Origin of the sequence: Bartonella grahamii subsp. shimonis, from assembly GCF_036327415.1 — a bacterium.
GTDB lineage: Bacteria > Pseudomonadota > Alphaproteobacteria > Rhizobiales > Rhizobiaceae > Bartonella > Bartonella shimonis.
The window spans coordinates 92,162-114,447 of sequence record NZ_CP123961.1 but is presented as its reverse complement, the minus strand read 5'-3'; the positions used below and the strand labels follow the sequence as shown (position 1 = coordinate 114,447).

The following is a 22,286-nucleotide window of genomic DNA, read 5'->3' as shown; positions in this document are numbered from 1 at the left end:
TTTAATTGTTATTTTGTTGTTGCTTAGCGCGCTCTTTTGCTCTTTGTTCTTCTTCAGCGCGTTCTTTTGCTTCTTGTTCAGCTCGGAATTTTTTATTCTCTGCTCTCATTTTTTCAATCCTGGCGTCTTGTTCAGCTTTAGCTTTTTCCATTGCTTTACGATAACGTTCGTCATCTTCACGTGCTCTTTCTTCAGCTTTTGCTTCATATTCTTTTTGAAGTTCTAAAAATGCTAAACGCATGTTTTCACAATTTTTTGAAGTTCCTGCAAATCCACATTTCGCATCCCACTCTAGGCGTAATTTTTCATCTTTTTTAAATTCTGCGACGCTATAGGTTTTTTCACAACCAGCCGTGATGAGCCCTGTGCAAAGTAGCAGTGTTGTTATGAGAACTTTATTCATGGCGTGCTCCAGATCTTATCTATTCTTTTCTGATCCTCTTTAACTTTAGCTCGCCATTCAGCGTCTTCTTTAATTCTCTGTTTTTCAGCTTCAGCTTCCCGTTTTTCAGCTTGTTCTTTCTCTTTTTGTTCTTCTTCCGCGCGCTCTTTTGCTCTTCGTTCTTCTTCCGCGCGCTCTTTTGCTTCTTGTTCAGCTCGGAATTTTTCATTCTCAGCTCTCATTTTTTCAATCCAAGCTTTTTGTTTAGCTTTAAATTCTTCATCTAGTTTGCGATTATGTTCTTCAGCTTTTTTCCGGCGTTCCTTTTCAAGTTCTAAAGCTGCTACTCTTAGGTTTTCACAATTTTTTGAAGTTCCTGACCATCCACATCTTGCTCCCCATTCTTCCATCAAATTTTTATCTTTTTTAAATTCTGCTACGCTATAGGTTTTTTCACATCCAGCTGTGATGAGCCCTGTGCAAAGTAGCAATGTTGTTATGATGATCTTGTTCATGTTCAAGCCCCTCTTTTTTTACCCTTTATTGACCACGCAGTTTTTGGGCTAAAGCTTTGGTTCGTGCTTTAAATTCTTCCATTTCACGTCTTTCTGCCGCTTTTTCTTCTGCTTGTTGAATCATTGCGGCGGCTTGCATTTGAAGGACTTGTGTTTGCAGTTTTGCTTGTATCGCTTCTAGTTTTGCTTGAATGCCTTGAATTTCACCAGCCTTTTCAGTGTTCCCAAGTTCATCGAGAAGCTTGTTAATCTCTTTTTGTGTTTCACTGGCTTCTTCGTAGACGTCTTGGCCTTTTGCCGCTTGTCCTACAACGCGCTGTTCAGCTTTTTTGACTTCCTCTGCGTAAAAAGCATCTACTGCCTCTTTTGAGTCTGCTCCGCCTGAGGGCTCTTTGTATTTAAGTTCTTCTTGCCATTTTTGCGCGTTTTTGCTGCTGCTCCCGCCGCCACCGCCGCTGCCCATCGATTGTTGAAAGTGGTTAAAGTCAGAAGGTAGAGCGCCATTGCTTCCCTGCTGGTTAAACATTTCTTTCAATCCCGAAATGTCAGGCTTGGTATTTAAAGAGTTATATAATTGTTTCGCTTGATCGAGTTGATTTTGTAATTGCTTGAGTTGATCGTATCCTTGTTGAACTTGTTCTTTCAATTTGTTAAGTTGTTGCACGCTGTTCCGAATTTGCTCTCCCATGTTAGCCGCAGCTGTGGGATCAAATACCACGATAGCAAAGGCATTTGTTTGAAAGCCAAATGAAGCTGCACAGATGGCTGTTGCCAATAAAAGTTTTTTCATTGTTTTGACCTTTCTTGAAAAATAGGAAGCCATTTTTCTGGAGATTCACCAACTTCATCCATAATGGTCTCTAGGAGTTCAATATTCTTGGTGGTGCCACTTAAAATGGCTATTTCATCATCAAAGCCGCGTAAATTCAGTTCTGCTACAACTGAACTTTGCCCTTGTTTGATGAGAAAACGCCGCGACTCACGGCTTAATTCTGATTGTATCAGGTTAAATTCTCTATCCGATAATTTAAAACCTTCTACATAATCCCCATGATTGCCCTTTTGATTGGGAAAATAAATCTGCGTGGGGCATTGCTCTATAATGGTGTGGGCAATGGTCGAATTAATCGCATCTTTGGGGGATTGTGTCGCAAACAACATCAAACCATTTTGTTTACGAATGGTCTTCAGCCTGTCTTGCGCAAAGGCTTTAAAAGAATCGTCTTCTAGTGCTTTCCAGAACTCATCAATGACAATGATAATACGACGTCCATCAATCAGAGACAGAATTCTATGAAAAAGATACATCATTAACGGTGGACGAATTTCATTATTGTCTAAAAAATCCGTCATGTCATAACCAATAAATTTTGCATCAATGCCAATGTCGTCATCAGGATTGTCAAAAACCCACCCTAAGGCATTGCCTTTACACCATCTTTCTAAACGACCCGCTATCCCCTCCCTATGCGTGGTGTCAAAAAACATTTGTAAGGCGGAGATCGTCCTTTGTTCTTTTGGCAACAAGGCAAGCTGCTCAACAGCCGCCGTGATGTCTTGTCTTTCTGATTCACTGATCTTTTGATCTTCAGAAGAAACAAGCTTTATAATCCATTGGCGTAAAAAAACTCTATCTGCTGGATTGTTATAGTCTAAGCCTTTCAAGGGGGCTATGCCTGTCGGCCTACCATTTTTCAAAGGCATATAAGTGCCGCCACCCGCTCTGACAAAAAGTTCTGCACCCCGATCTTTGTCAAAAAAGACCATATTGGGATCATGCTTTTGAAGTTGTGCTAAAAGAAAATTGACGATAACCGTTTTCCCAGAACCAGAGGGACCACAAACAAACGTATTGCCTAAATCACCAAAGTGAAAGTTAAAATAAAATGGTGAACCAGCAGAGGTTTTCATCAAGGCTACCGCCGGTCCCCACACATTGCCATCTATTTTTCCAACCGGAAAAGAATGAAATGGAGAAAGCGCTGCATAATTGCGGCTGGTTATCGCCCCAGAGCGGGTTCGATAAGCATAATTGCCAGGCAATTGTGCCCACCAAGCCGCCGCTAACCCTAAATCTTCCCGCGCAATCACAGCACCACCATCTGTAAGACGAGAACGCGCTTTGGCAAGATTATCCGCTAACTCTTGTGGCGTATCAGCAAAAACTGCCAATGATAAATGATGCTCGCCTAAAACAAAACGATTGGATTCAAGATCATCAAGCGCATCATCAAGTTCCATAATTTGTGAGCCCGCACGGTCTCCTGCATTGACCATTTGGTTTTGTTTGCGCCCCATAATCTGCTTGGCAATGTTTTTGCTCTTGAAAACAAAAGATTGGGTGAAAATAAATTCAAAGGGAAGGGTGAGCAAACCATCCGCCATGCCTACCCTGGTTTTTGCTGGATATTCTTTCCAACCAAACATGCCCGCAAAGCGCTGTCCTGCCTCGGTGCGTATTTCTATGATCTCTTTCCCAAAAATGAGACGGTCTGAATAAACGGTCGACGCTATCGTCCCCCATGTGAGGGGAATACGTTCACGACGACCTCCCACCAATTGGTGGATAAACTCACTTTGCTGCGAATAAATATTACCTTCATGTTCATAAAGGCTCAGTCTTTTTGCACCATAGCGCTCTAAATTTTGAATAAGATCTGTCGTAATATCTTCAAGCTTGCGAATGGACTCTGCATCAACTTCTGTCTTTTCTTGCTTGGCTTTGCCTAAACGTTTGAAAAACTCCACTAATTTATCCGTCTGATCAACGTGTGGATTCCACAAAATTGAAAGATAAAGATCATTGCGATAAAGCTCCTGTGAAACCATCCGCTCGCGATATTTATCATCTAATTGCTTGGCAAATGCCGATCTGAAAGTGCCATTCGGATAAACGGTTTCACGCTTTCTGATAATATGGCTATAAAGCGCTATCCGTTCATCCGCAATGTTTTTAAACAGATTGTTGAGCTGTTCGTGAAGAACATTCAGATCAATAATATCCGCTGTCTCAAAGTTAATCCCTTCAAGTTTAATAACGGACATGAGAGCGCGTGAATCCAGCGCAATGATGTATTTATTAACATGGCGCACGTAAGGGATAATCGCCTCTGGCTGCTTTTCACGTTTGCGCTCTGTTGTTTTCATTTCAATTCCTCATAATTACGAATTAATCGTAATGGAGAAATACTTCCCCCACCCCATAGACTCGAATTTCTGGCAAAAATAGATGTCTTTTGCCATGTCAGAAGAATACGAAATTTGTTATGGTCATGCTTTAGGATTTCCTTGAATATGAAATGCATCATCACACCAAAGGTGAGAAGAAAAATATTGCCTGCCATAATGAACAATATCATCGTTCCTATCCCATTTAATCCCATAGCTTCCACCGTCACGCCTGCAATCATTGCAGGGCGCGTGCAAGCAAGAAATAACGTATCTTCTGTTAGCTTGTCGTGCTCTTTCATGGCTTTGAAAGGCAACGTTTAATGGGAAAACATGGATACAATTTGCGTTGCACCCATAACAATGCCGATGCCAACACAAACAAAAAAAGCTTTACGCATTTCAACATAACCAGCAATCCAGGCAAGCCCAATACCAGCAACCGCAATGGTTGCAATTGATGTTGCAATTTTTCCTGTTAAAGCTTCAATTATTTTATCAAGAGCAGTTTCAATTTTTCCGAAGCCGCCATCTGCAAATGCTGGTTCACTGAGTGCGATGAAGGCAATAAACAGCATCAATGCTGCTGTTAACCATTTCTTTTGGGTGTTGGATAGAGTAGTTTTTTGTAAAGTATGTTTACAACTGAACAAATTATTCATGTTTTTCATGAAAATTTCCCCGCTTTATGTTTAAGTTGATCGTAAAATTAATATTCAAAATATTAATCAGGAATCATATAAATGAAAAAATAAATTTTTCTATCGATAAATTAACAATATTTAATCTTTTCTTAGTTAACGAACAAAAAATATAGTAATATTCAAAATGATACTTATTATTATTTTTGGGTACTTTTATTTAAGTAAAAATAATGAACAACTTATTCAAACTTCTTTTTTAGAAGGATCAGAAAAGACAATAGAAAATCCTGTTCAAAAGCCGAAGTCACAATTGATGGATTATGCAAACCAACAAGGCGTAAACCAACAAAATGTAGTGTTGCAGCCTGAACTACTTGCATCACAATTTTATGAAGAAAATGTACCGGTTTATTCAGGTGCTATACAGGTCACAAGTGGTGTGACCTTTAAAATGATTACACCCGTGGATGATGGATGGAGAAAAAAAATCATCCGTGATATCCGATTATATGGTGTGGAAAGCTGTGAAATGAGGCAATTTGCCTCACGCAATGGAGTTAAATGGCCATGCGGTGCTTTTGTTACTGCTTGGCTTGTTTCAAAAACAATCGATAAAAAGGTTACTTGTCGGCAAGCACGTGTCATTCAACAGGTTCATTATGCGCAATGTTTTGTTGATGGTGTTGACCTTGCACGTTTGGGGCTTGCTGAAGGGTTGATGGTGTTGACAAAAGATCAGCATAATTTTCCATCCCCCGCAGACTATAAAACCTTACAATTGACAGCTCAAAAAGCACAAAATGGCTTATGGTCGAGCCAATTTCAACAACCAGAAGATTGGCGAAGAGATCACGGGAGCTATAATCCCATTGATCATAATTAATATTGACCATTATTGATAAAGCGGTTCTCTCAAGTGCTATTTAAAAATCAAGACAATATTCCACAACGAGCTTTATCAGAAAAAAGTTAACCACAAGCACATAGGTCTTGGTGGACAACCCTCGTTATGAAAAATTGTTTTATTTAAAGCTCGCTTACTTGTATAGGTTGGTCACTACAGCGCTGTAGGAGAGCACGTTTCGTTTCTTATACGTCATTTCGTTTTGCTTTTTTAAATGAAAGGCTCTCTGTTTCTCAAACTCTTAATAATCGTGCCCCAAAATCATGACATCAAACCTGCATTTAAATGAGAAGGCGAAAGGCCTTAAGTTAAAGACAGCAAAGGTGTTTTCACAAAAAATGTTGAATTAGAAAATAGGAAAACGGGGACCTCATTTTCCTTTAATATATTGAAAAGATTTTTGCCAATATCGTGGCATTTGACTCATTATGTAAAGTCATGAGTCGTTTCAAATAGAGGGAAATATGATGGCAAAAAAATAAAAACCCAACTGCGTTAACAGAAGGGTTTCTAAAATATCCGCACTAGCTATACGGCAAATTAAATACTACAGTGATTCCTAATTTAATTTATCGTGATGCATTCTGCAAGAGAAATTTTGTGGAAAAAGGGTATTTTTAACATTTTTTTTGCCTCCAATAGAGAGGTTTTAAAAATTATGGTTAAAAAAACATCTGGAAGAAAGATAAATGCACATCATATGGAATACAGAAAATTAGCAGAAAGCGCTGAGATTGGTTCTGTAAGCCGTGGTCAATTGATTGGATTGGCTAGAAACATGAAAAAAACTGGTTTAGTTAAAAAACCAGAAGGCGAACTTCTTCTTGAGTTACTGGATATAGCTTCAAGAGATTCATTTGAAAAAGGAGGAGTTCCTATTGTTTTCAAAAGCAATCAACAACTTGGTTATGACATTAGTCGTAGTGAAGGACGCGTTAGTCGATTGCTTTCATCTCTCTATGATTGTGGTTTTATTGTTATGCGGGATTCTGGAAACTTTAAACGCTATCCTATACGAAGCCGTGATCATGGAATTATAGCAGCTTGCGGTATTGATTTACGTATTCTTGTTGCGCGATATCATGAACTTACCAAAAAAGTTGATGAAGTCCTAGAGTTTCAGAACAAACAAAAGGATGCTTTGCATTGTTTTCGGGGCTTGGTGCGGCAAATTAAAGCTTTTTACGTAGCAATTGAATCTACATCATTTACATTATTGCTTTTTTCTAGAATGCAAAAAATTCTTCATATTATTGGACGACCGGCTAAAGCTTCGGTGGAAAAATTGCGTAAAGCAATAGGTCTTTTTGAGTGGATTTTACAGCGTTTTTTTGGGCAAAAACATCAAAAACAAGATACACGGATCTTGCTGGCAATATACACATAGAACATACAACCCCTAACTATAATTGTAATTGTAACAAAAATGAGTGTTCAGAAAAATCTGAACACACTCAAATCGTTAATGTGACCTCCGGTCACAATAAAATGGCTTATGAAAATATAGAGAACGGCAAAACCGAACCTTCACTTCCTTCAAAAGGTAGTACATTGCCTCAAATTAAGCCGGAGATACTAGAAAAGGCTTTACCAAATGCCGTCTTGTTTTCTAAATGTAGTTTCCAAACAGAAAGCGATTTGATACATTCTATGTATCCTATGTACAGAATGATTAAAGTTTCAGAACATGCCGCTGAACAAGCTACAAAAATTATGGGACTTAAAAAAACAGCTCTGGCCATTGCCATCATTTTTGAAAAATATGCTAGAGGACTTGTAAAATCCCCAGGAGGATATCTCCGCGGCATGATTGATAAAGAAAAAAAAGGGAGAATTATATCTAGAGCGTTCTTTATTCGCTTTATTGAAACAAGCTGATCAAGAAGAAATAAATAGTTTAAACTTAGAAAAAAATCAGAAAATAAAGCTAAACGAAGAAAAAAGCTCTTTGTTTGAGTTTGAACTCAATAAAACGTTAAATAATCTGACGATGTCAAAGGTTATATAAAAAAACTACTTGGTTTTAAAATTTACATAAAGAATAATTTATATACGAAATAAATATTTTAATTATTTATCTTTAGTGCCATTAATCCTTATTTTTAAAAGGCGTAAAGAAAGTCGAAAATGAGAAAAATTTTTGATTTTGAAAAAAGAGAAAGAGATAAATGATCAACTTATCCTAGCGGGGATAACTTTTTAGAACCTCTTCCTCCAAAAAAGATATATACAAGATATTTTTATTTAGCAATTATTTTATTAGATCCTTTATACTTTTTTAATGAGAGGCTATCCGCCTCTCAAACTCTCCGGAACGCTCACCAAAATCATGAGATCAGATCCGCGTTTAATGAGGGGACTAACAAGTCTTGGTTCTTAGTGTCAAGGAAACCATTACATGGCGCCTAACGGCGTCCTGGACCTAGAACCATAGAGGCTTGTTTCGTCCATCTAACGCGGCTCCGAAATCATGATTAAAAGGGAGAGCTTGTAAGGGCATATACTACAAAAGAAAGAGATAAAAATTATAAGCTATTTTATGAGATAAATATTTGAAAATATTATAAAAAATGCCAAAAAAAAGACAAAAAATAGTTGACAATAAATGGGTATTTTGCTGTATTAATACTTAAGTGATCAAAACACTAAACAACTGGCGGATAGATTACGAAACAATCTTCCCTATTCTATAAAAACTGACTGTCTTTTATGCTTTTATTAGCATATATAGTGATTTTGTCGGGTATGGTCACACCATACAATACCCTTATGGGAAAAGTGTGACGATGGACTAGTTGCTATGTTTCTAACACCCGACGCCCTTAAAGGGCTGTCAATAGAAACCTTTTTACAACTAGGAAATATTCAAATGAAAAAATATGAATTTACAAACGAAACCCAACAAGTTGGTGATGCTACACTTTATCGCATCCGTGCATTAAGAGGCTTTGGTGATGTCAAGGCTAGTGATTTAGGTGGTTTTATCGAAAAGGAAGATAACCTCTCTCATGACGGAATTTGCTGGGTTTACAATTACGCATGAGTCTTTCAAAATGCACGTGTTTTCGGAAATGCTATTTTTGAAGGCGGTATAATAAAGGGCAATGCAAAGCTTTATGGCAATGCACGTGCTAAAAATTGTGTGGTTATTGAAGGCGCTGCTCATATTTGTGATAGAGCTCAAGTTTATAATGATGCTGTTGTGTGTGGCGCTACCGTATCTGGTTATTCTCTCATTCATAGTAATGCCTCTTTATCATCTGATGATTATCATTTATCATTGAATTTGGAAAAGGCGTTTGGTCTATAAAGATGCAGGTGCTCTCGCGCCTGCTTTCAAAGAGCAATAAAGCCGCGTCTTTATGTGACGTAGCTTTATTGAAATGCAGATATTCTATGGGGGATCTCAGGTATGTCAAAAATTTTTATTGTTTATAATGATCATACTGTCTTAGAACAAATTAAACGTATTCTTTTCAAGCTTGGATTGGAACCATACGTTCTGAAATTTACTAGTCGTGATGATTTAACTACTATTGAGGATTTTAAACAAGAAATTAGTATGCAAACTAATTCTCCAAAATTTGGTATTGTGCTACTTACTTTCGATGACATTGGCTATGCAAAATCTGCTGATAAAAAAGACGCACAACCGCGCTAATCAAAATGTTATTTTAAAAATGGGTATGTTAGTTTCTGCAATTTCTTGCAGAAATCTTGCTATTTTAAAAAAACGAGATGTTGAAGTGCCTATAGATTATGAAGGGATTCATTACATTCCTTTTAATGAACACGTAAAAGAGACGCTCCCAAAACTTGTTGAACTATTAAACACAGCCGGATTCAATTTAGATACAGTTAACTACGGAAATTTTTGCTTTGCATGAAGTATACGCAAAATATACACTCTTCTTTGTTCTAAAGGATAAGGCTTTAGGAGCATATGGGATAAAAACGTCCCGTACAGGTTTATTTTCTTGTAATAAAAACATAAAATGATAAAATCATCCCGAAAGGGATGATTATGATTGAAAGCAGAATGAAAATATTAGGTTTTATTGTTAGAAATACACGTAAACAACAAGGATTAACACAAGAACAGTTAGCAGCTACATCAGGGGTTGGTGTGCGGTTTATCCGTGATTTAGAAAGAGGCAAAGAGTCTTGTCATGTTGGAAAAACCATACATGTGCTTTCAATGCTTGGTCTTGATATTCAGATTGAAAATGAAAAATTATGACCCGTATACTTGATGTTTATTTATACACAAAATTAGTAGGTCAATTGCAACAAGAAAAAAGTGGAGATCTCACGTTTCTCTACGATACTGACTATTTGTATCAAGATTTACAGGGCATCTCTGTCTCTCTTCCTCCTCGTGTTGAAGCTTATAAAGGTCAAACAGTAAAAGCTTTTTTTTCCGGTCTTTTACCTGACGAAAGTGTAAGATATCGTTTAGCAACTTATTTAGGTCTTTCTGAACAAAATGCTTTTGCTTTGCTTGAAGTTGTTGGTGGGGATTGTGCTGGAGCTCTCGCGTTATATCCCCATGGACAAGTTCCAAATTTGCCAACAGATGATATAGAAACTCTTGATGATGTCCAATTGAAGGAAATTCTTGAGTGTATTAAACGTCGTCCGATGCTTGCGGGGGATAGTGGTTACAGATTATCTCTTGCTGGAGCGCAAGATAAATTAGCGGTTGGCTTTAAAGATAACCATGTTCAGCTCATTAAAGGGGGGGCACCCACTACTCATATTTTAAAACCCCTGATTGAACATATTAATGATAGTACTCATAATGAACTTTTCTGTATGAAATTGGCAAAACTTATAGGCATTAACGTGCCTAAAGTGCATTTACATTTTGTGAATAATACACCTTACTATCTTATTGCGCGATATGATCGTCAAATCGCTTCTGACGGGACGGTATTGCGTATTCATCAAGAGGACTTTTGTCAAGCACTTAGCATTGCTCCAGAATTTAAATATGAGTGTGAAGGAGGACCTAGTATTGCTGCGTGTCAAACCATTATTTTTCAACATACATTGCGTCCTGCTGTTGATCAACTTAATTTCCTTAATATAGTTATTTTTAATTATTTAATTGGTAATGCCGATGCGCATGGCAAAAACTTTTCACTACTTTACCAACAGAAAAAAACAGAACTTGCTCCTGCATATGATTTGTTAAGCACAGCTATTTATTCAGATTTATCTCAAAAAATGGCTATGAAAATAGGAGGAGAATATATACCTAAAAAAATATATTTACGTCATTTTTATAAAATGGTTGCGGATACTAAATCCGCTCAATTGTCCTTAAAAAAGCAAATAAAAAGAATGACTGATTCAATCAATGATACAGCAATAAAATTAAAGAAAGAACTCGAGGGGGAAGGTTTGCGTTCTGAAGTTTTTGATGCAATCATCAATGTTATTCAACAGCGTTCTCAACATTTAAAAATTTAATTTCTTTTCTTTTTCATTTTCTAACGGATAAAGTTTTATGGCGCTATGGATAAACTGCTTAAATGTCCGCCTGATAAGGCTAATACTAATTTAATAATGTTAAGTAAGAAAAATTCTCAATTTTAGCTCTTGGTAGATATACAAAAAGGCTTTAGTTGAGTACAATGTACTCAACTAAAGAGGAGTTTTAGATAATGGCAAGAATTCAGGTACGAATTCATGATGATATAAATGATTCCGCAAGTGCCGTTATTGAAAAAGCAGGTCTCACTATATCTGATGTCGTATGTATGTTTTTAACAAATATTGCTGTAGATAGAGCCTTGCCTGTTTATTTATTTAGAACTGAAGGTAATGTCAAAATTCATCAATCTGTAGAGTGAACTAAAACTAGCCTAAATGAAGAGGAGTTTTGGATAATGGCAAGAATTCAAGTCCATGTCCCAGATGCCATCAAACACGTTTCAGAAGAGGTTATTCAATCTACGGGTTTAACTATTTCCGATGCTGTACGTATGTTGATGGTATATATTGCTAAAAATGAAGTTTTACCGCTTGATCTTTTTTAACCTTCTCCAGAAACGCTACAAGCTATCAAGGATGCAGAGGATGGGTGTATGGAAAGTATGTCATTAGATGATTTGCGAAACATGATCTGCAATGATGAAGATAAAAAAATCGACTTAAAAAAGCGCGCTTAAGCCAAGACATATGAGGGAAATTATCAGCACTAAATTATTTCGGCGTGATGTTAAACGTGAAAAAAAAGAAAGCACGCTTACATATTAAAAACAGACTTACTCCTTGTGATTGAAACATTGGCAAAAGACAAACAAACCATTGGAAGTACGTTTTAAAGATCATAGGATGATAGGTGCTTGGCGCGGTTGGCGCGGTTGTTATACACGATTGTTATAATTGCCATATTAAACCAGATCTTATTTTGCTTTATAGAAAGCCTGAAACTAATACATTAGAATTATTACGTCTTGGTTCCCATTCAGAACTGCGTATATGATTAATTATTTTTCCGTTCTTAAAAAATGAAATTAAAAAACATATATAACAACTTCTAATATCATAAAAAATGATGGATTTTTTAGCCACAATGAAGGGGATTTCTTTTCAGGCTCTTGAAGAAGCTAAAGAAATTATGATAAAAAATGTGCTTTCTTTTGCTATAAAAGAAAGCACATTGGGGGGGGATAGGATGACAGCTTTACATATTTTATTCTGAAAAGCGGTCTTTTTTATCTTTTTTCCACAGAAAATAAGTTGCAAGCCCGAGAATGGGAACACTCAATTTGGCAAAAGGGAGATGTCGACTAAGAGCAGCAAGGCTGGAAACAGTCGCATCTTTCATCAGTTTGTGGTGTTGTTCTTCTGTCTTTTTTTGTTGATCATAGCGTTGATAAGCCTTGAGAATTCGACTGATAATAAGACCTAATCCTGCAAGAGAAAGCCAAATTAAAAACATAATACTGGCGGCGGCAAGAGGCTTCATAACAGAACATAACGCAATAAAACAGATGATACATAAAAAAAGCAAAGACATGAAGAATGAAATGCCAATAACCCCACAAAAAATTGCTTGAAGGCGTATTTGCTTGACAGTGCTTTTAAGCCCTCCACCAACAAGATGGTTTAAAAGAGGAGTGATAAACTTATGCATTGCTTAACGACGCAGTAATTGAGAAAGAATAAAACCAACCCCTGCGGCAAACAAAACGCTTTTGCCAGGATTTTTGCGAACGCATTGATTCATGGTTTGTTCAAGATCACTGATTTTGTGTTTTGCTTGAGACATCATGTCTTCACTACTTTCTTTCGCTGAGTGATATAATTTTTCCGCTTTGTCTTTGGCGGCGTTAAATTTGTTTGCACCAAGATCTGTCAGGGTTGAGGTAATCCCTGAAATTTCATTGCGTAACTTTTCTAATTGTCCTTGTAGGTCTTTTTCTACGGCTGTTTTATCGTGCTGTGTTGTTTTATTCTGGGCCATGATATTTTTTCCCTCTTTTGATTTATTATATTTGTATTGGTGTGTTCATAGTGATCATTTGCATTGAAGTGAAAATTTTCACTGCTTGGGTAACGCCAAAAGTTTTTTTTGGTTCCTTTCATTTTGTCAAATTTAAAACTGTTTTTGATAAAATAAATCTTTCCTATACAATATGCTCTGTCCGTAAAGGATCACATCTGTTGAAAATTGTCTTATGTTTTTGCAGCAATGCGGCACCATTCTTCAGTTTTTCGTGGCACAGCTTTTTATAAAAGTTTTTTAAAAGCGTGTTGAGGCTTATTTTTTAGGCTTGTGATCGGTAAAAAACATGGTTGTTGCGATTTTGCAGCAGAAGTAATGTCATTCTTATGCTTTTGAAGCAAAGAAAGGAAAATAATATTGCTGTTCTTTGCTCTCTATGTATTTGGAGGCTAAACGAGCACTCCCTTTATACTTTTGCTCAGTTTAAAATATTACGATAGTTCTTTTTTAAAAAAGTTATATTTTTATTTTGGGATAAGAGGTATTTTAGCACATTGGTTATTAGAGATTGGAATAACCTTTTCTTCAAGAGTTTTATGACATTTTTGCTGCTTATTCCGTGCAAGCAAATATTTTGTTGGATTTAAAAGAGCCGCTGAAATGAGAGATGCTTTGCGATATGAAGGATTCATTCAACAGGAACAATGATAAATTATTCTTATAAGTCAATGTGTTGTAAATAGAAATATGATGCGTTATTCTCATGAATTAAAATATTATATGCGATATTTCTTGTAAGTCTATCATTTTGCCTAATTTAGGTAATAAATTGATTGGGTAAGATAAGCTTGTTGAATTGTTAGAAAAAAATTTCTTGAGTGGTTTCTTTAGAACAAGAAAGAGCTTGTAGAATAAAGCTATACTTGATTTATCAAGTCTTCTTTCTTAAGAGAAATGCGAAAGTGGTGTTAGAAGGGTAGTGGCATTGTGGAACAGTGATGCTATCCGGGGTGACTATCCAGCTCATAAAAAAATGAGACCACAAGAATGTGAGATAAAAATGGAATCTGAAACAATACCTTTAGCTGATATGTCTGCTGTATCGATAGCGCATGATTTTTCTCCTTTTTCTATGTTTATGGCTGCTGATTGGGTGGTGAAAGCCGTTATCATTCTTTTGTTACTTGCCTCTCTTATGTCTTGGACAATTGCTTTTGTGAAAATTATTGAGATCACTGTGGCAAAACGAAGAGTGCGTCATGAACTTCAATTGGTTCTTAATGCTCAGACTCTTACGCGTTTGGCAGCTAGCTTGAAAGAAAGCAAAGGGGCTGGTGTGTTTTTTCTCAAAGAAGTCCTTAAAGAGGTGTATCTTTCCACACAACAGGTTCATTTTGTTGCTCCTGAAGGGATAAACGAAAGCTCTGGTGAAAAAAACAGAGCAAGGGAAAGTGCACAAACGATTGAAGATATTCTCTTTTATGAGGAGAGCAATCAATATGAAGATGTTTCCCGCGATGTTCGCGATGTTAAGGCTCGCGATATTCATGAAGGTTTAAAAGAAAGGGTTCATTCACTTTTGTCGCGCTGCTTGTTGGCTGCTACACGCCGTGTTGCATGTGGAAGCGCTGTTCTTGCAACCATTGGTGCAATTGCCCCTTTTGTTGGTCTTTTTGCAACTGTTTGGGGAATTATGAATTCTTTTATTGGGATTGCTCAGTCTCAAACAACGCGGCTTGATGTGGTCGCTCCTGGGATTGCTGAAGCCTTATTCGCAACGGCTATTGGGCTTTTTGTAGCTATTCCCGCTGTTGTTATATATAATAGCCTTATGCGTGCTTTGAATGGTTATCGCAGTGATTTAGGCGATATCGCTGCTGCTCTTGAAAGGCTCTTGAGCCGTGAACTTGATAAACAAAGACAACAGAAAAGTCATAAAAAATGAAAGCAAGCCTTAATAATGATTGGGATACAGACGAGAGTGGGTTGCAAAGCGAAATCAATGTGACCCCTTTTATTGATGTTGTGTTGGTGTTGCTTATTGTTTTTATGGTTGCTGCACCTTTGGCAACATCTGTCATTCCTGTTCAGCTTCCTTCTATAACTCAAGCACCTTCAGTGGTTCAGTCTGATGAACCTCTTTATGTTACTTTGCAAAAAGATCGTTCTCTTTACATTGGTGGTCATTTTGTAGAACAAGCAGCTTTGAGAGAAGCTTTGTTGAGGGAAACTACGCAAAATTTAGAGACAAAAATTTTAATCAAAGCGGATAGCGAAATTGATTATGGTACTGTCATCGATCTATTAAATCAAATACGCATGGCTGGATATCATAAAATCGGTCTTGTAGGATTGCAAAACTCTGCCAATCTTGCTTCAAGAAGTGTGATCAATAATAAAACCACAGGGGTAACGTCTGCTGCTGTTGAGGGAGCGGGTGGTCGTGCGGGTGGTAACATTGTGGGGCATGGGGATGCCGTAACACCAAGCACTGCGGTAAACGCTAATATTTCGGGAGCTGTCTCTGACCAGTGATAAAAAACAGCCTTTGTTGAAGGAAGAAAGCATATTACTCAAAGTTATAGAGTGAAATTGATTATGGTACTGTCATCGATCTATTAAATCAAATACGCATGGCTGGATATCATAAAATCGGTCTTGTAGGATTGCAAAACTCTGCCAATCTTGCTTCAAGAAGTGTGATCAAGAAAAACAGCAGGGGCGATTGTCGTGTGTCTTAATATATCTTAAAGCTCTTTTTGCGATGGTGTTCATAAATGGTATAATGGTAAAGCCCCCGTAAAATAATCAAAAATCTATTGAACCTCACTATCTTTATGCGTAACAAAAGAGCAAGCGAGCACCATTATTATATTTGCCTCCCAATGTTGTGACAGATCTTGCATTAAGATGGTTCATAAGAGCCATTTTAGTTCTTTCTTGTACAGTTTTTACCCACACGCTAGCCCCGCTTTTGGCCTGCAAGGAAATGCTTTTGATTGATTCAACATGAGAGAGATTTGAAACGAGAGAATCTTACGGTATTTAGCTTTCTAATACAATATCAATAACGCTAAATTATCATTATAATCAATTCTTTGTCTTTTCAAATTGCTGCTTGTCAATCCAAGATCAGCAGAACCCGTTGTCGCGTAGTGAGGAAGCTCTAAACCTTTTCCGTGTGCAAGACGCTGAACAAATAAAGTCTGGGCATGTGAAGATTGAGAAGAGACTGGATGATTGTTTGGAGGGGCTTTTAGTGAAAGAGCTTCAAGAATAAATGCGCGTTTCTTTTACACTTTAAAAGCCCAAAGGACTTCCAGTGAAAGAGCGGTTAGAATAAGCGTGTGTTATTTTGAGAGTAGCAATTGTTTTAGAGCTTTTTAAGTATGCCCCGTTGAACCAAAACCTCCTGTTCCACGGCTCTCTTTATGGCTTTGGGTAGTTTGCTCTGGTTCAATGGCGCAAACATTGACTTGGGTTACGGGGGCGATGACTGTTTGGGCAATACGCATTCCCCGTTGGATGGAAAAGTCTTCTTGGCCCAAATTGATAAGAAGAACTTTGACTTCACTTCCGGATAATCACACTCAATCGTTCCTGGGGTGTTAAGACATGTGATGGTGTACTTTAAGGCTAAGCCAGAGCGTGGACGGATTTGTGCTTCAAACCCAAGAGATAAATGAAAAATGAGACCTGTTGGAATAAGTGCACGCTGCCCAGGGGCAAGAACAAGCGTTTCTTCTTCTCCAATGGCAGCACGTAGATCAAGACCCGCAGAACCAGCCGTTGCATAGTGAGGAAGCTCTAAACCTTCTCCGTGTGCAAGACGCTGGACAAATAAAGTCTGGGCATGTGAAGATTGAGAAGAGACTGGATGATTGTTTGGAGGGGCTTTTAGTGAAAGAGCTTCAAGAATAAATGCGCGTTTCTTTTACACTTTAAAAGCCCAAAGGACTTCCAGTGAAAGAGCGGTTAGAATAAGCGTGTGTTATTTTGAGAGTAGCAATTGTTTTAGAGCTTTTTAAGTATGCCCCGTTGAACCAAAACCTCCTGTTCCACGGCTCTCTTTATGGCTTTGGGTAGTTTGCTCTGGTTCAATGGCGCAAACATTGACTTGGGTTACGGGGGCGATGACTGTTTGGGCAATACGCATTCCCCGTTGGATGGAAAAGTCTTCTTGGCCCAAATTGATAAGAAGAACTTTGACTTCACTTCCGGATAATCACACTCAATCGTTCCTGGGGTGTTAAGACATGTGATGGTGTACTTTAAGGCTAAGCCAGAGCGTGGACGGATTTGTGCTTCAAACCCAAGAGATAAATGAAAAATGAGACCTGTTGGAATAAGTGCACGCTGCCCAGGGGCAAGAACAAGCGTTTCTTCTTCTCCAATGGCAGCACGTAGATCCAAGACCCGCAGAACCAGCCGTTGCGTAGTGAGGAAGCTCTAAACCTTCTCCGTGTGCAAGACGCTGAACAAATAAAGTCTGGGCATGTGAAGATTGAGAAGAGACTGGATGATTGTTTGGAGGGGCTTTTAGTGAAAGAGCTTCAAGAATAAATGCGCGTTTCTTTTACACTTTAAAAGCCCAAAGGACTTCCAGTGAAAGAGCGGTTAGAATAAGCGTGTGTTATTTTGAGAGTAGCAATTGTTTTAGAGCTTTTTAAGTATGCCCCGTTGAACCAAAACCTCCTGTTCCACGGCTCTCGTTATGGCTTTGGGTAGTTTGCTCTGGTTCAATGGCGCAAACATTGACTTGGGTTACGGGGGCGATGACTGTTTGGGCAATACGCATTCCCCGTTGGATGGAAAAGTCTTCTTGGCCCAAATTGATAAGAAGAACTTTGACTTCACCACGGTAATCACTATCAATCGTTCCTGGGGTGTTAAGACATGTGATGCCGTACTTTAAGGCTAAGCCAGAGCGTGGACGGATTTGTGCTTCAAACCCAAGAGATAAATGAAAAATGAGACCTGTTGGAATAAGTGCACGCTGCCCAGGGGCAAGAACAAGCGTTTCTTCTTCTCCAATGGCAGCACGTAGATCAAGACCCGCAGAACCAGCCGTTGCATAGTGAGGAAGCTCTAAACCTTCTCCGTGCAAGACGCTGGACAAATAAAGTCTGGGCATGTGAAGATTGAGAAGAGATTGGATGGTTGTTTAGAGGGGCGTTGGTTTCAGTATGCGACATGATCAAGGTATTTCCAAAATATGAGGTTTAGAAAAACGACACTTTAACAAAAGATATCCATAAAACCAAGTCGATAAAGGTTTGTTGATACAGGTTGTCCCCAGACCTTGCTGATCTAGAATATTCCAAAAACACCATCTAGCACCATCAATAGCATTTTTCAATAATGGCATCATCAATGATGGCCTATGCTTAGGGAAGTGCGCTTATTTGAGATCTAAATTATGTTTACGGATAAGATTTTTAGATACTACCGATAAGAATACCCGTGGCAAAAACCAGAGCACCACCAATGATGACCTGTAAAGAGGCGCGCCAAAAGGGAGTTGACATGAATTTGTTCTGGATCCAAACGATGGCGCCTAGTTCGAAAAAAACAATGATAAAGGCAATAATTGTCGCTACATAAAAAGAGTTGATCAAATAGGGAAGAGTATGGCCTAATCCTCCTAATGTTGTCATAATGCCGCTGGCAAGACCTCTTTATCAATGATGGCCTATGCTTAGGGAAGTGCGCTTATTTGAGATCTAAATTATGTTTACGGATAAGATTTTTAGATACTACCGATAAGAATACCCGTGGCAAAAACCAGAGCACCACCAATGATGACCTGTAAAGAGGCGCGCCAAAAGGGAGTTGACATGAATTTGTTCTGGATCCAAACGATGGCGCCTAGTTCGAAAAAAACAATGATAAAGGCAATAATTGTCGCTACATAAAAAGAGTTGATCAAATAGGGAAGAGTATGGCCTAATCCTCCTAATGTTGTCATAATGCCGCTGGCAAGACCTCTTTTTAATGGCGAACCACGCCCTGATAATTTGCCATCATCATGGGCTGCTTCTGTGAAACCCATCGAAAGTCCCGCACCAATTGAAGCAGAGAGCCCTATCAAAAAAGTTTGATGCGTATCTCCCGTGGCAAAAGCTGCTGCAAAAATGGGGGCAAGGGTGGAGACAGAGCCATCCATTAATCCTGCAAGACCTGGTTGAATCCAAGTCAAAAGTGTTTGTCTTTGCGTTTTCGAAGGTTTTTTTATGGTGTGATTGGCAGCTGTTGTTTTTTGGGAGGGAGGGCGGCTTTTGTTTTTTACAAGAGAAGTGCGGTCACATAGTGAACCGATAGTGTTTGCACGATTATGGCAAGAAAGACACAAAAGTTGCTTATAATTTTCAAGCTCTTGAAGCCCCATGGCGGTAAAAACCGCGGCTTCCTTAGGGGAATAAGGTTCTAGAGCTTTTGCATATTTTAAATAGAGTGCTGCATGTTGCTCTTTTACTTTGAGTGCTTGAAGTATCCTCTTTTGTGCTGAACGAAAGAACAAAGCTTTATGTTGTACAAATGAAAAAAACAAATTCAACATTTTCTGTTCCTTTGCACTTTAGAATAATTCTAAAACATAAGAAAAATAAACCGAAAGTCAATCTAAAAGTTAAAAACTGACAAATTGCAAAAAGGTTGCACTGAGAAAAAAGAATGCTGGGAAGTCAAGAAAGCAAAGGAGATTTATTAAGAAGAATGGTTACATGAAAGAAATGATTGCGTGAAAAAATTAAGAGACAATGTGCTTTATTTTGTTAAAGGGGCGTTCCAGTGAAGTGTTTCAATGTATTGTGCTAGGAGGTATAGGGAAAGGAATAAGCTGGCGCCATCATTCATTTTACTCGTTCAAAAGTCTGTAACAGCTCTTGAAATTTGAAATGATTCTTTTAAAGGAGACCTTTTTCAAGGGACAAAAGCCCATTTCGCGAGGGGGGCCCTGTGAAGAGTATAGAAGGGTAGAGCGACAAAATTTTCATGAAATAATATAAACTCCATTGAGTCTTCTTCTCTTTACGCTTCATAAAGGAGCAAGCCGACATCATCATACACCTTAATCATATACCTTAGCTCCCAGTGTTGCGACAGCCTTTAGCACGGTTCATTATAGGCATGGTATTTTATTGTACAGTTTTACGCCACTCGATCCCACTTGTGGAGGTATAAGACAGTATTCTTATGATATTTACGCGCATTTAGCGTTGTTACAGCTTTTGCATTTAGGTGGATTTTTAGCGTGTAACGAATTATCTTTTGTGCTGGGATTGCAGGGGCAGGTTTAAGGGTGGGGGTGTGTAAATGAGAGAGATATTATCATATCAAACTGTTTGAGATCACGCATAAAAATTTATGCTTTATGAAGAGGCATTTATCGCCTTGTAACTTGTCTGATATCTTGCATGAAAGCCCAAAATTCAGTAGGATTCTCTCATTTCAAAACTTCTTATCTTAAATCAATTCAAATCATTTTCTTGTGTATCACAAGCAGGGGTGTGGGTGCTGTATTTTTATTTAAAGTATGAGTTGAAATGTGAGAAGTGCATAATCTCTACGCGTTAACAAACGTTTTTGATGTTTTTAAAAAAGAATTAAGTTTCGTAGAAAAAAGAGGAACTTTATGGAAAATAGTGATGGTTTGAAATTATGGCAACTTTCTGAAAAACTCACAATATCACAGGCCGCATTGTTAATAGCCGGATTGAATCCAGGAAAGTATTGGTTTGTCAACAAAATAGAACCAGAAAAAGGTGATATTTACGAAAGTAACCGTCGCGTATCATCAGAGAAAACTGCTAATTTCCGTGCAGCCTATCATGCTATCGTTCAAGCAGGAAAAAGCAATCGATTAAAGATAGAATGGTCGTACTATAATTTTTTGGATTTTATAAATGCGGATTCCTCATATGTTCTCGTTGAAGATTTAAAAGAATGGCTTTTATTGCGTAATAAACGATTTTCCTTTTTTTTCCCTGAGGATGCTGCTGCTGAGACTAAGGACCAAAAATATGCGTTTCAAGATCCAACGCATCCACGTTATGCTCCAAAGCTTGCGGCGGTGGTTGCAGCATGGGAAGCGGTGAGAGAGGCTGAGGGTGGTAAAACTGTTAAAGGAACGCTTGCAAAATGGTTGCAACAGAATGCTGATCAATATGATTTACACAATAAGAAAAATGGTAAGTTAAAAAAGGATGTTATTGAGGAATTAGCGGCTGTTGCGAATTGGGAACCTACCGGAGGGGCTCCTAAGACACCTGCCAATTAATTTTATCAAAAGAAAAAAATAAAAAGATCACTAAAATTGTGCTGCTTTTTTTGATAATTTTGAAGGTAATCTCTTTTTCTGGGGGAGATTTTTACTTTTCTTCCCTAGATTATAAGTAATTGTTTTTCAATGAAAATAATTTTTGTAATGTTTCAATGACTGTTCAGACGGGGAAAAATAGACGTTGTTGGGCAGTAAAATTTACCCTGTAGTTTTCGTAACTTACCTCTCTATTTTTGTTTGATTTTTTTGGGCACTTTTAAAATCAAGATCAATTTAAATGGAATGCAACATGAGAAAAATATTTTCTTTTTTTACGGTGCGTGGAAGTGCAAAAAATTCTCAAGTAAGTGCACCGATAAATACACCGATATTGGAGCAGCCTGTTACGGATGAGGTAGTGCGTAAATCGTTTAGAGTAGGCGTATTATCGTGTTGGTTAAAGTTTGAACTTATCATTGTTATGGAAAAGGTCAAAACTGAACGCCATACGCTCTCTCCATAAAGAAATCTTGCTATCTATGAGCGGGTGAGAGTTTTTCTTAAGAAATTTGTACAATAGTAAAACTCGTTAGCAAAACCCGTTCTGTGGCGCAACAAAAAGGATATCATAAATGATTATCTCATCATAAATATGCTCTAAGCATGCCCCGTGTGTGGCGAAAGTCTATGGCGTAGTCGCTATAGATTTTTGCTCCGTGTGTGATGATCAATACTTTTGTTTATCTCTTGTCAATGCAAGTGCCAATGAAAGTGATGGATGTCTATTGCTCCACTCTGATGCTTGGTTGTTCGTGTTTAGAAACGACAAGTGTATTGAATGCGATAGGGCTGATAGATAAGGAGAACGCATCCTGTAAAAAATAGGTGTGTTTTAAAATAAAGCTGATAAACGGAATTATTTTTTTATCTACCTTTTATATGGTGAGAAAAGGG

The 22,286-nt window shown here is 38.0% G+C and carries 23 protein-coding genes and 7 pseudogenes; 16 read left to right on the top strand and 14 right to left on the bottom strand.

The window, feature by feature from the left end; translation table 11 throughout:
- Position 1: 1 nt before the first annotated feature.
- The 6 genes and pseudogenes from QHG57_RS00695 to QHG57_RS00670 form a co-directional block, all read right to left on the bottom strand.
- Positions 2 to 403, bottom strand: a complete 402-nt coding sequence (locus QHG57_RS00695) for an EexN family lipoprotein (protein WP_330169268.1) — start codon at positions 401 to 403, stop codon at positions 2 to 4.
- 122 nt (positions 404 to 525) lie between these two features.
- Positions 526 to 897 (bottom strand): annotated as a pseudogene (locus QHG57_RS00690) (EexN family lipoprotein); the annotation flags it as partial.
- Positions 898 to 922: 25 nt separating this feature from the next.
- Positions 923 to 1,687, bottom strand: a complete 765-nt coding sequence (locus QHG57_RS00685; RefSeq protein ID WP_330168207.1) for a type IV secretion system protein — start codon at positions 1,685 to 1,687, stop codon at positions 923 to 925.
- A complete protein-coding gene (locus tag QHG57_RS00680; RefSeq protein WP_330168206.1) occupies positions 1,684 to 4,044 on the bottom strand; it encodes a VirB4 family type IV secretion/conjugal transfer ATPase in 2,361 nt (786 codons plus the stop codon). The genes QHG57_RS00685 and QHG57_RS00680 overlap by 4 nt, the downstream gene beginning before the upstream one ends.
- The gene (locus QHG57_RS00675) at positions 4,041 to 4,367 is read right to left on the bottom strand and encodes a VirB3 family type IV secretion system protein (RefSeq protein WP_330168205.1); all 327 of its coding nucleotides are present in this window, start codon (positions 4,365 to 4,367) and stop codon (positions 4,041 to 4,043) included. Before QHG57_RS00675 ends, QHG57_RS00680 begins: the two co-directional genes overlap by 4 nt.
- Before the next feature lie 18 nt (positions 4,368 to 4,385).
- Positions 4,386 to 4,736, bottom strand: coding sequence for a TrbC/VirB2 family protein (locus QHG57_RS00670; protein ID WP_330168204.1), 351 nt, complete (start codon positions 4,734 to 4,736; stop codon positions 4,386 to 4,388).
- 157 nt (positions 4,737 to 4,893) lie between these two features.
- On the opposite strand from QHG57_RS00670, the gene QHG57_RS00665 reads away from it, so the two are divergent.
- The 11 genes and pseudogenes from QHG57_RS00665 (at position 4,894) to QHG57_RS09805 (ending at position 12,106) form a co-directional block, all read left to right on the top strand.
- Positions 4,894 to 5,592, top strand: coding sequence for a nuclease (locus QHG57_RS00665; RefSeq protein WP_330169267.1), 699 nt, complete (start codon positions 4,894 to 4,896; stop codon positions 5,590 to 5,592).
- A 679-nt stretch (positions 5,593 to 6,271) separates the two neighbouring features.
- On the top strand, positions 6,272 to 7,000 hold the full coding sequence (locus QHG57_RS00660; protein WP_330169266.1) for a helix-turn-helix domain-containing protein: 729 nt from the start codon (positions 6,272 to 6,274) through the stop codon (positions 6,998 to 7,000).
- Complete coding sequence (repC, locus tag QHG57_RS00655) at positions 6,925 to 7,491, top strand: replication initiation protein RepC (RefSeq protein WP_330169265.1); 567 nt, start codon at positions 6,925 to 6,927, stop codon at positions 7,489 to 7,491. Before QHG57_RS00660 ends, repC begins: the two co-directional genes overlap by 76 nt.
- Before the next feature lie 991 nt (positions 7,492 to 8,482).
- Positions 8,483 to 8,881: pseudogene (locus tag QHG57_RS00650) on the top strand (hypothetical protein); the annotation flags it as partial.
- A 144-nt stretch (positions 8,882 to 9,025) separates the two neighbouring features.
- Complete coding sequence (locus tag QHG57_RS00645) at positions 9,026 to 9,274, top strand: TIR domain-containing protein (protein ID WP_330169264.1); 249 nt, start codon at positions 9,026 to 9,028, stop codon at positions 9,272 to 9,274.
- The gene (locus QHG57_RS00640; RefSeq protein ID WP_330169263.1) at positions 9,234 to 9,500 is read left to right on the top strand and encodes a TIR domain-containing protein; all 267 of its coding nucleotides are present in this window, start codon (positions 9,234 to 9,236) and stop codon (positions 9,498 to 9,500) included. The genes QHG57_RS00645 and QHG57_RS00640 overlap by 41 nt, the downstream gene beginning before the upstream one ends.
- Before the next feature lie 137 nt (positions 9,501 to 9,637).
- Positions 9,638 to 9,853 (top strand): type II toxin-antitoxin system Y4mF family antitoxin, encoded by a 216-nt coding sequence (locus tag QHG57_RS00635; protein WP_007552402.1) that lies wholly within the window; start codon positions 9,638 to 9,640, stop codon positions 9,851 to 9,853.
- The gene (locus tag QHG57_RS00630; RefSeq protein ID WP_330169262.1) at positions 9,850 to 11,088 is read left to right on the top strand and encodes a type II toxin-antitoxin system HipA family toxin; all 1,239 of its coding nucleotides are present in this window, start codon (positions 9,850 to 9,852) and stop codon (positions 11,086 to 11,088) included. The genes QHG57_RS00635 and QHG57_RS00630 overlap by 4 nt, the downstream gene beginning before the upstream one ends.
- A gap of 194 nt (positions 11,089 to 11,282) precedes the next feature.
- On the top strand, positions 11,283 to 11,471 hold the full coding sequence (locus QHG57_RS00625) for a type II toxin-antitoxin system RelB/DinJ family antitoxin (protein ID WP_330168198.1): 189 nt from the start codon (positions 11,283 to 11,285) through the stop codon (positions 11,469 to 11,471).
- A gap of 36 nt (positions 11,472 to 11,507) precedes the next feature.
- Positions 11,508 to 11,657, top strand: coding sequence for a type II toxin-antitoxin system RelB/DinJ family antitoxin (locus QHG57_RS00620; RefSeq protein WP_330168197.1), 150 nt, complete (start codon positions 11,508 to 11,510; stop codon positions 11,655 to 11,657).
- 305 nt (positions 11,658 to 11,962) lie between these two features.
- Positions 11,963 to 12,106 (top strand): type II toxin-antitoxin system mRNA interferase toxin, RelE/StbE family, encoded by a 144-nt coding sequence (locus tag QHG57_RS09805; protein ID WP_494407659.1) that lies wholly within the window; start codon positions 11,963 to 11,965, stop codon positions 12,104 to 12,106.
- Positions 12,107 to 12,316: 210 nt separating this feature from the next.
- On the opposite strand, the gene QHG57_RS00610 is transcribed toward QHG57_RS09805, so the two are convergent.
- Together QHG57_RS00610 and QHG57_RS00605 are read right to left on the bottom strand one after the other, a co-directional pair.
- Positions 12,317 to 12,760, bottom strand: coding sequence for a phage holin family protein (locus tag QHG57_RS00610; RefSeq protein ID WP_330168196.1), 444 nt, complete (start codon positions 12,758 to 12,760; stop codon positions 12,317 to 12,319).
- A 3-nt stretch (positions 12,761 to 12,763) separates the two neighbouring features.
- The gene (locus QHG57_RS00605) at positions 12,764 to 13,090 is read right to left on the bottom strand and encodes an ElaB/YgaM/YqjD family protein (RefSeq protein WP_330168195.1); all 327 of its coding nucleotides are present in this window, start codon (positions 13,088 to 13,090) and stop codon (positions 12,764 to 12,766) included.
- 1,042 nt (positions 13,091 to 14,132) lie between these two features.
- Here QHG57_RS00605 and QHG57_RS00600 point away from each other — a divergent pair.
- The 3 genes and pseudogenes from QHG57_RS00600 to QHG57_RS00590 all read left to right on the top strand — a co-directional run.
- Positions 14,133 to 15,017, top strand: coding sequence for a MotA/TolQ/ExbB proton channel family protein (locus tag QHG57_RS00600; protein ID WP_330169261.1), 885 nt, complete (start codon positions 14,133 to 14,135; stop codon positions 15,015 to 15,017).
- Positions 15,014 to 15,607 (top strand): biopolymer transporter ExbD, encoded by a 594-nt coding sequence (locus tag QHG57_RS00595; protein WP_330168193.1) that lies wholly within the window; start codon positions 15,014 to 15,016, stop codon positions 15,605 to 15,607. Before QHG57_RS00600 ends, QHG57_RS00595 begins: the two co-directional genes overlap by 4 nt.
- A gap of 50 nt (positions 15,608 to 15,657) precedes the next feature.
- A pseudogene (locus QHG57_RS00590) lies at positions 15,658 to 15,768 on the top strand (biopolymer transporter ExbD); the annotation flags it as partial.
- 687 nt (positions 15,769 to 16,455) lie between these two features.
- On the opposite strand, the pseudogene dut (QHG57_RS00585) reads toward QHG57_RS00590, so the two are convergent.
- From dut (QHG57_RS00585) to QHG57_RS00560, 6 genes and pseudogenes are all read right to left on the bottom strand, one after another.
- Positions 16,456 to 16,991 (bottom strand): annotated as a pseudogene (gene dut, locus QHG57_RS00585) (dUTP diphosphatase).
- 105 nt (positions 16,992 to 17,096) lie between these two features.
- A pseudogene (gene dut, locus QHG57_RS00580) lies at positions 17,097 to 17,633 on the bottom strand (dUTP diphosphatase).
- Positions 17,634 to 17,738: 105 nt separating this feature from the next.
- Positions 17,739 to 18,267: pseudogene (gene dut, locus QHG57_RS00575) on the bottom strand (dUTP diphosphatase).
- 2 nt (positions 18,268 to 18,269) lie between these two features.
- Positions 18,270 to 18,443: a hypothetical protein gene (locus tag QHG57_RS00570; RefSeq protein WP_330168190.1), complete on the bottom strand. Its 174-nt coding sequence runs from the start codon at positions 18,441 to 18,443 to the stop codon at positions 18,270 to 18,272.
- 67 nt (positions 18,444 to 18,510) lie between these two features.
- A pseudogene (locus QHG57_RS00565) lies at positions 18,511 to 18,750 on the bottom strand (VIT1/CCC1 transporter family protein); the annotation flags it as partial.
- 71 nt (positions 18,751 to 18,821) lie between these two features.
- On the bottom strand, positions 18,822 to 19,631 hold the full coding sequence (locus QHG57_RS00560; protein ID WP_330169260.1) for a VIT1/CCC1 transporter family protein: 810 nt from the start codon (positions 19,629 to 19,631) through the stop codon (positions 18,822 to 18,824).
- 1,074 nt (positions 19,632 to 20,705) lie between these two features.
- Between QHG57_RS00560 and QHG57_RS00555 the strand changes: the two genes are divergently transcribed.
- Together QHG57_RS00555 and QHG57_RS00550 are read left to right on the top strand one after the other, a co-directional pair.
- The gene (locus QHG57_RS00555) at positions 20,706 to 21,350 is read left to right on the top strand and encodes a hypothetical protein (RefSeq protein WP_330168188.1); all 645 of its coding nucleotides are present in this window, start codon (positions 20,706 to 20,708) and stop codon (positions 21,348 to 21,350) included.
- 292 nt (positions 21,351 to 21,642) lie between these two features.
- A complete protein-coding gene (locus QHG57_RS00550; RefSeq protein WP_330168187.1) occupies positions 21,643 to 21,855 on the top strand; it encodes a hypothetical protein in 213 nt (70 codons plus the stop codon).
- Positions 21,856 to 22,286: the final 431 nt, after the last annotated feature.

Excerpts from the sequence above, each read along its gene's own strand:
- QHG57_RS00695 (WP_330169268.1), bottom strand. The coding sequence starts at position 403 with ATGAATAAAGTTCTCATAACAACACTGCTACTTTGCACAGGGCTCATC.
- QHG57_RS00685 (WP_330168207.1), bottom strand. The coding sequence starts at position 1,687 with ATGAAAAAACTTTTATTGGCAACAGCCATCTGTGCAGCTTCATTTGGC.
- QHG57_RS00680 (WP_330168206.1), bottom strand. The coding sequence starts at position 4,044 with ATGAAAACAACAGAGCGCAAACGTGAAAAGCAGCCAGAGGCGATTATC.
- QHG57_RS00675 (WP_330168205.1), bottom strand. The coding sequence starts at position 4,367 with ATGAAAGAGCACGACAAGCTAACAGAAGATACGTTATTTCTTGCTTGC.
- QHG57_RS00670 (WP_330168204.1), bottom strand. The coding sequence starts at position 4,736 with ATGAAAAACATGAATAATTTGTTCAGTTGTAAACATACTTTACAAAAA.
- QHG57_RS00665 (WP_330169267.1), top strand. The coding sequence starts at position 4,894 with ATGATACTTATTATTATTTTTGGGTACTTTTATTTAAGTAAAAATAAT.
- QHG57_RS00660 (WP_330169266.1), top strand. The coding sequence starts at position 6,272 with ATGGTTAAAAAAACATCTGGAAGAAAGATAAATGCACATCATATGGAA.
- QHG57_RS00645 (WP_330169264.1), top strand. The coding sequence starts at position 9,026 with ATGTCAAAAATTTTTATTGTTTATAATGATCATACTGTCTTAGAACAA.
- QHG57_RS00640 (WP_330169263.1), top strand. The coding sequence starts at position 9,234 with ATGCAAAATCTGCTGATAAAAAAGACGCACAACCGCGCTAATCAAAAT.
- QHG57_RS00635 (WP_007552402.1), top strand. The coding sequence starts at position 9,638 with ATGATTGAAAGCAGAATGAAAATATTAGGTTTTATTGTTAGAAATACA.
- QHG57_RS00630 (WP_330169262.1), top strand. The coding sequence starts at position 9,850 with ATGACCCGTATACTTGATGTTTATTTATACACAAAATTAGTAGGTCAA.
- QHG57_RS00625 (WP_330168198.1), top strand. The coding sequence starts at position 11,283 with ATGGCAAGAATTCAGGTACGAATTCATGATGATATAAATGATTCCGCA.
- QHG57_RS00620 (WP_330168197.1), top strand. The coding sequence starts at position 11,508 with ATGGCAAGAATTCAAGTCCATGTCCCAGATGCCATCAAACACGTTTCA.
- QHG57_RS00610 (WP_330168196.1), bottom strand. The coding sequence starts at position 12,760 with ATGCATAAGTTTATCACTCCTCTTTTAAACCATCTTGTTGGTGGAGGG.
- QHG57_RS00605 (WP_330168195.1), bottom strand. The coding sequence starts at position 13,090 with ATGGCCCAGAATAAAACAACACAGCACGATAAAACAGCCGTAGAAAAA.
- QHG57_RS00600 (WP_330169261.1), top strand. The coding sequence starts at position 14,133 with ATGGAATCTGAAACAATACCTTTAGCTGATATGTCTGCTGTATCGATA.
- QHG57_RS00595 (WP_330168193.1), top strand. The coding sequence starts at position 15,014 with ATGAAAGCAAGCCTTAATAATGATTGGGATACAGACGAGAGTGGGTTG.
- QHG57_RS00570 (WP_330168190.1), bottom strand. The coding sequence starts at position 18,443 with ATGATGCCATTATTGAAAAATGCTATTGATGGTGCTAGATGGTGTTTT.
- QHG57_RS00560 (WP_330169260.1), bottom strand. The coding sequence starts at position 19,631 with ATGTTGAATTTGTTTTTTTCATTTGTACAACATAAAGCTTTGTTCTTT.
- QHG57_RS00555 (WP_330168188.1), top strand. The coding sequence starts at position 20,706 with ATGGAAAATAGTGATGGTTTGAAATTATGGCAACTTTCTGAAAAACTC.
- QHG57_RS00550 (WP_330168187.1), top strand. The coding sequence starts at position 21,643 with ATGAGAAAAATATTTTCTTTTTTTACGGTGCGTGGAAGTGCAAAAAAT.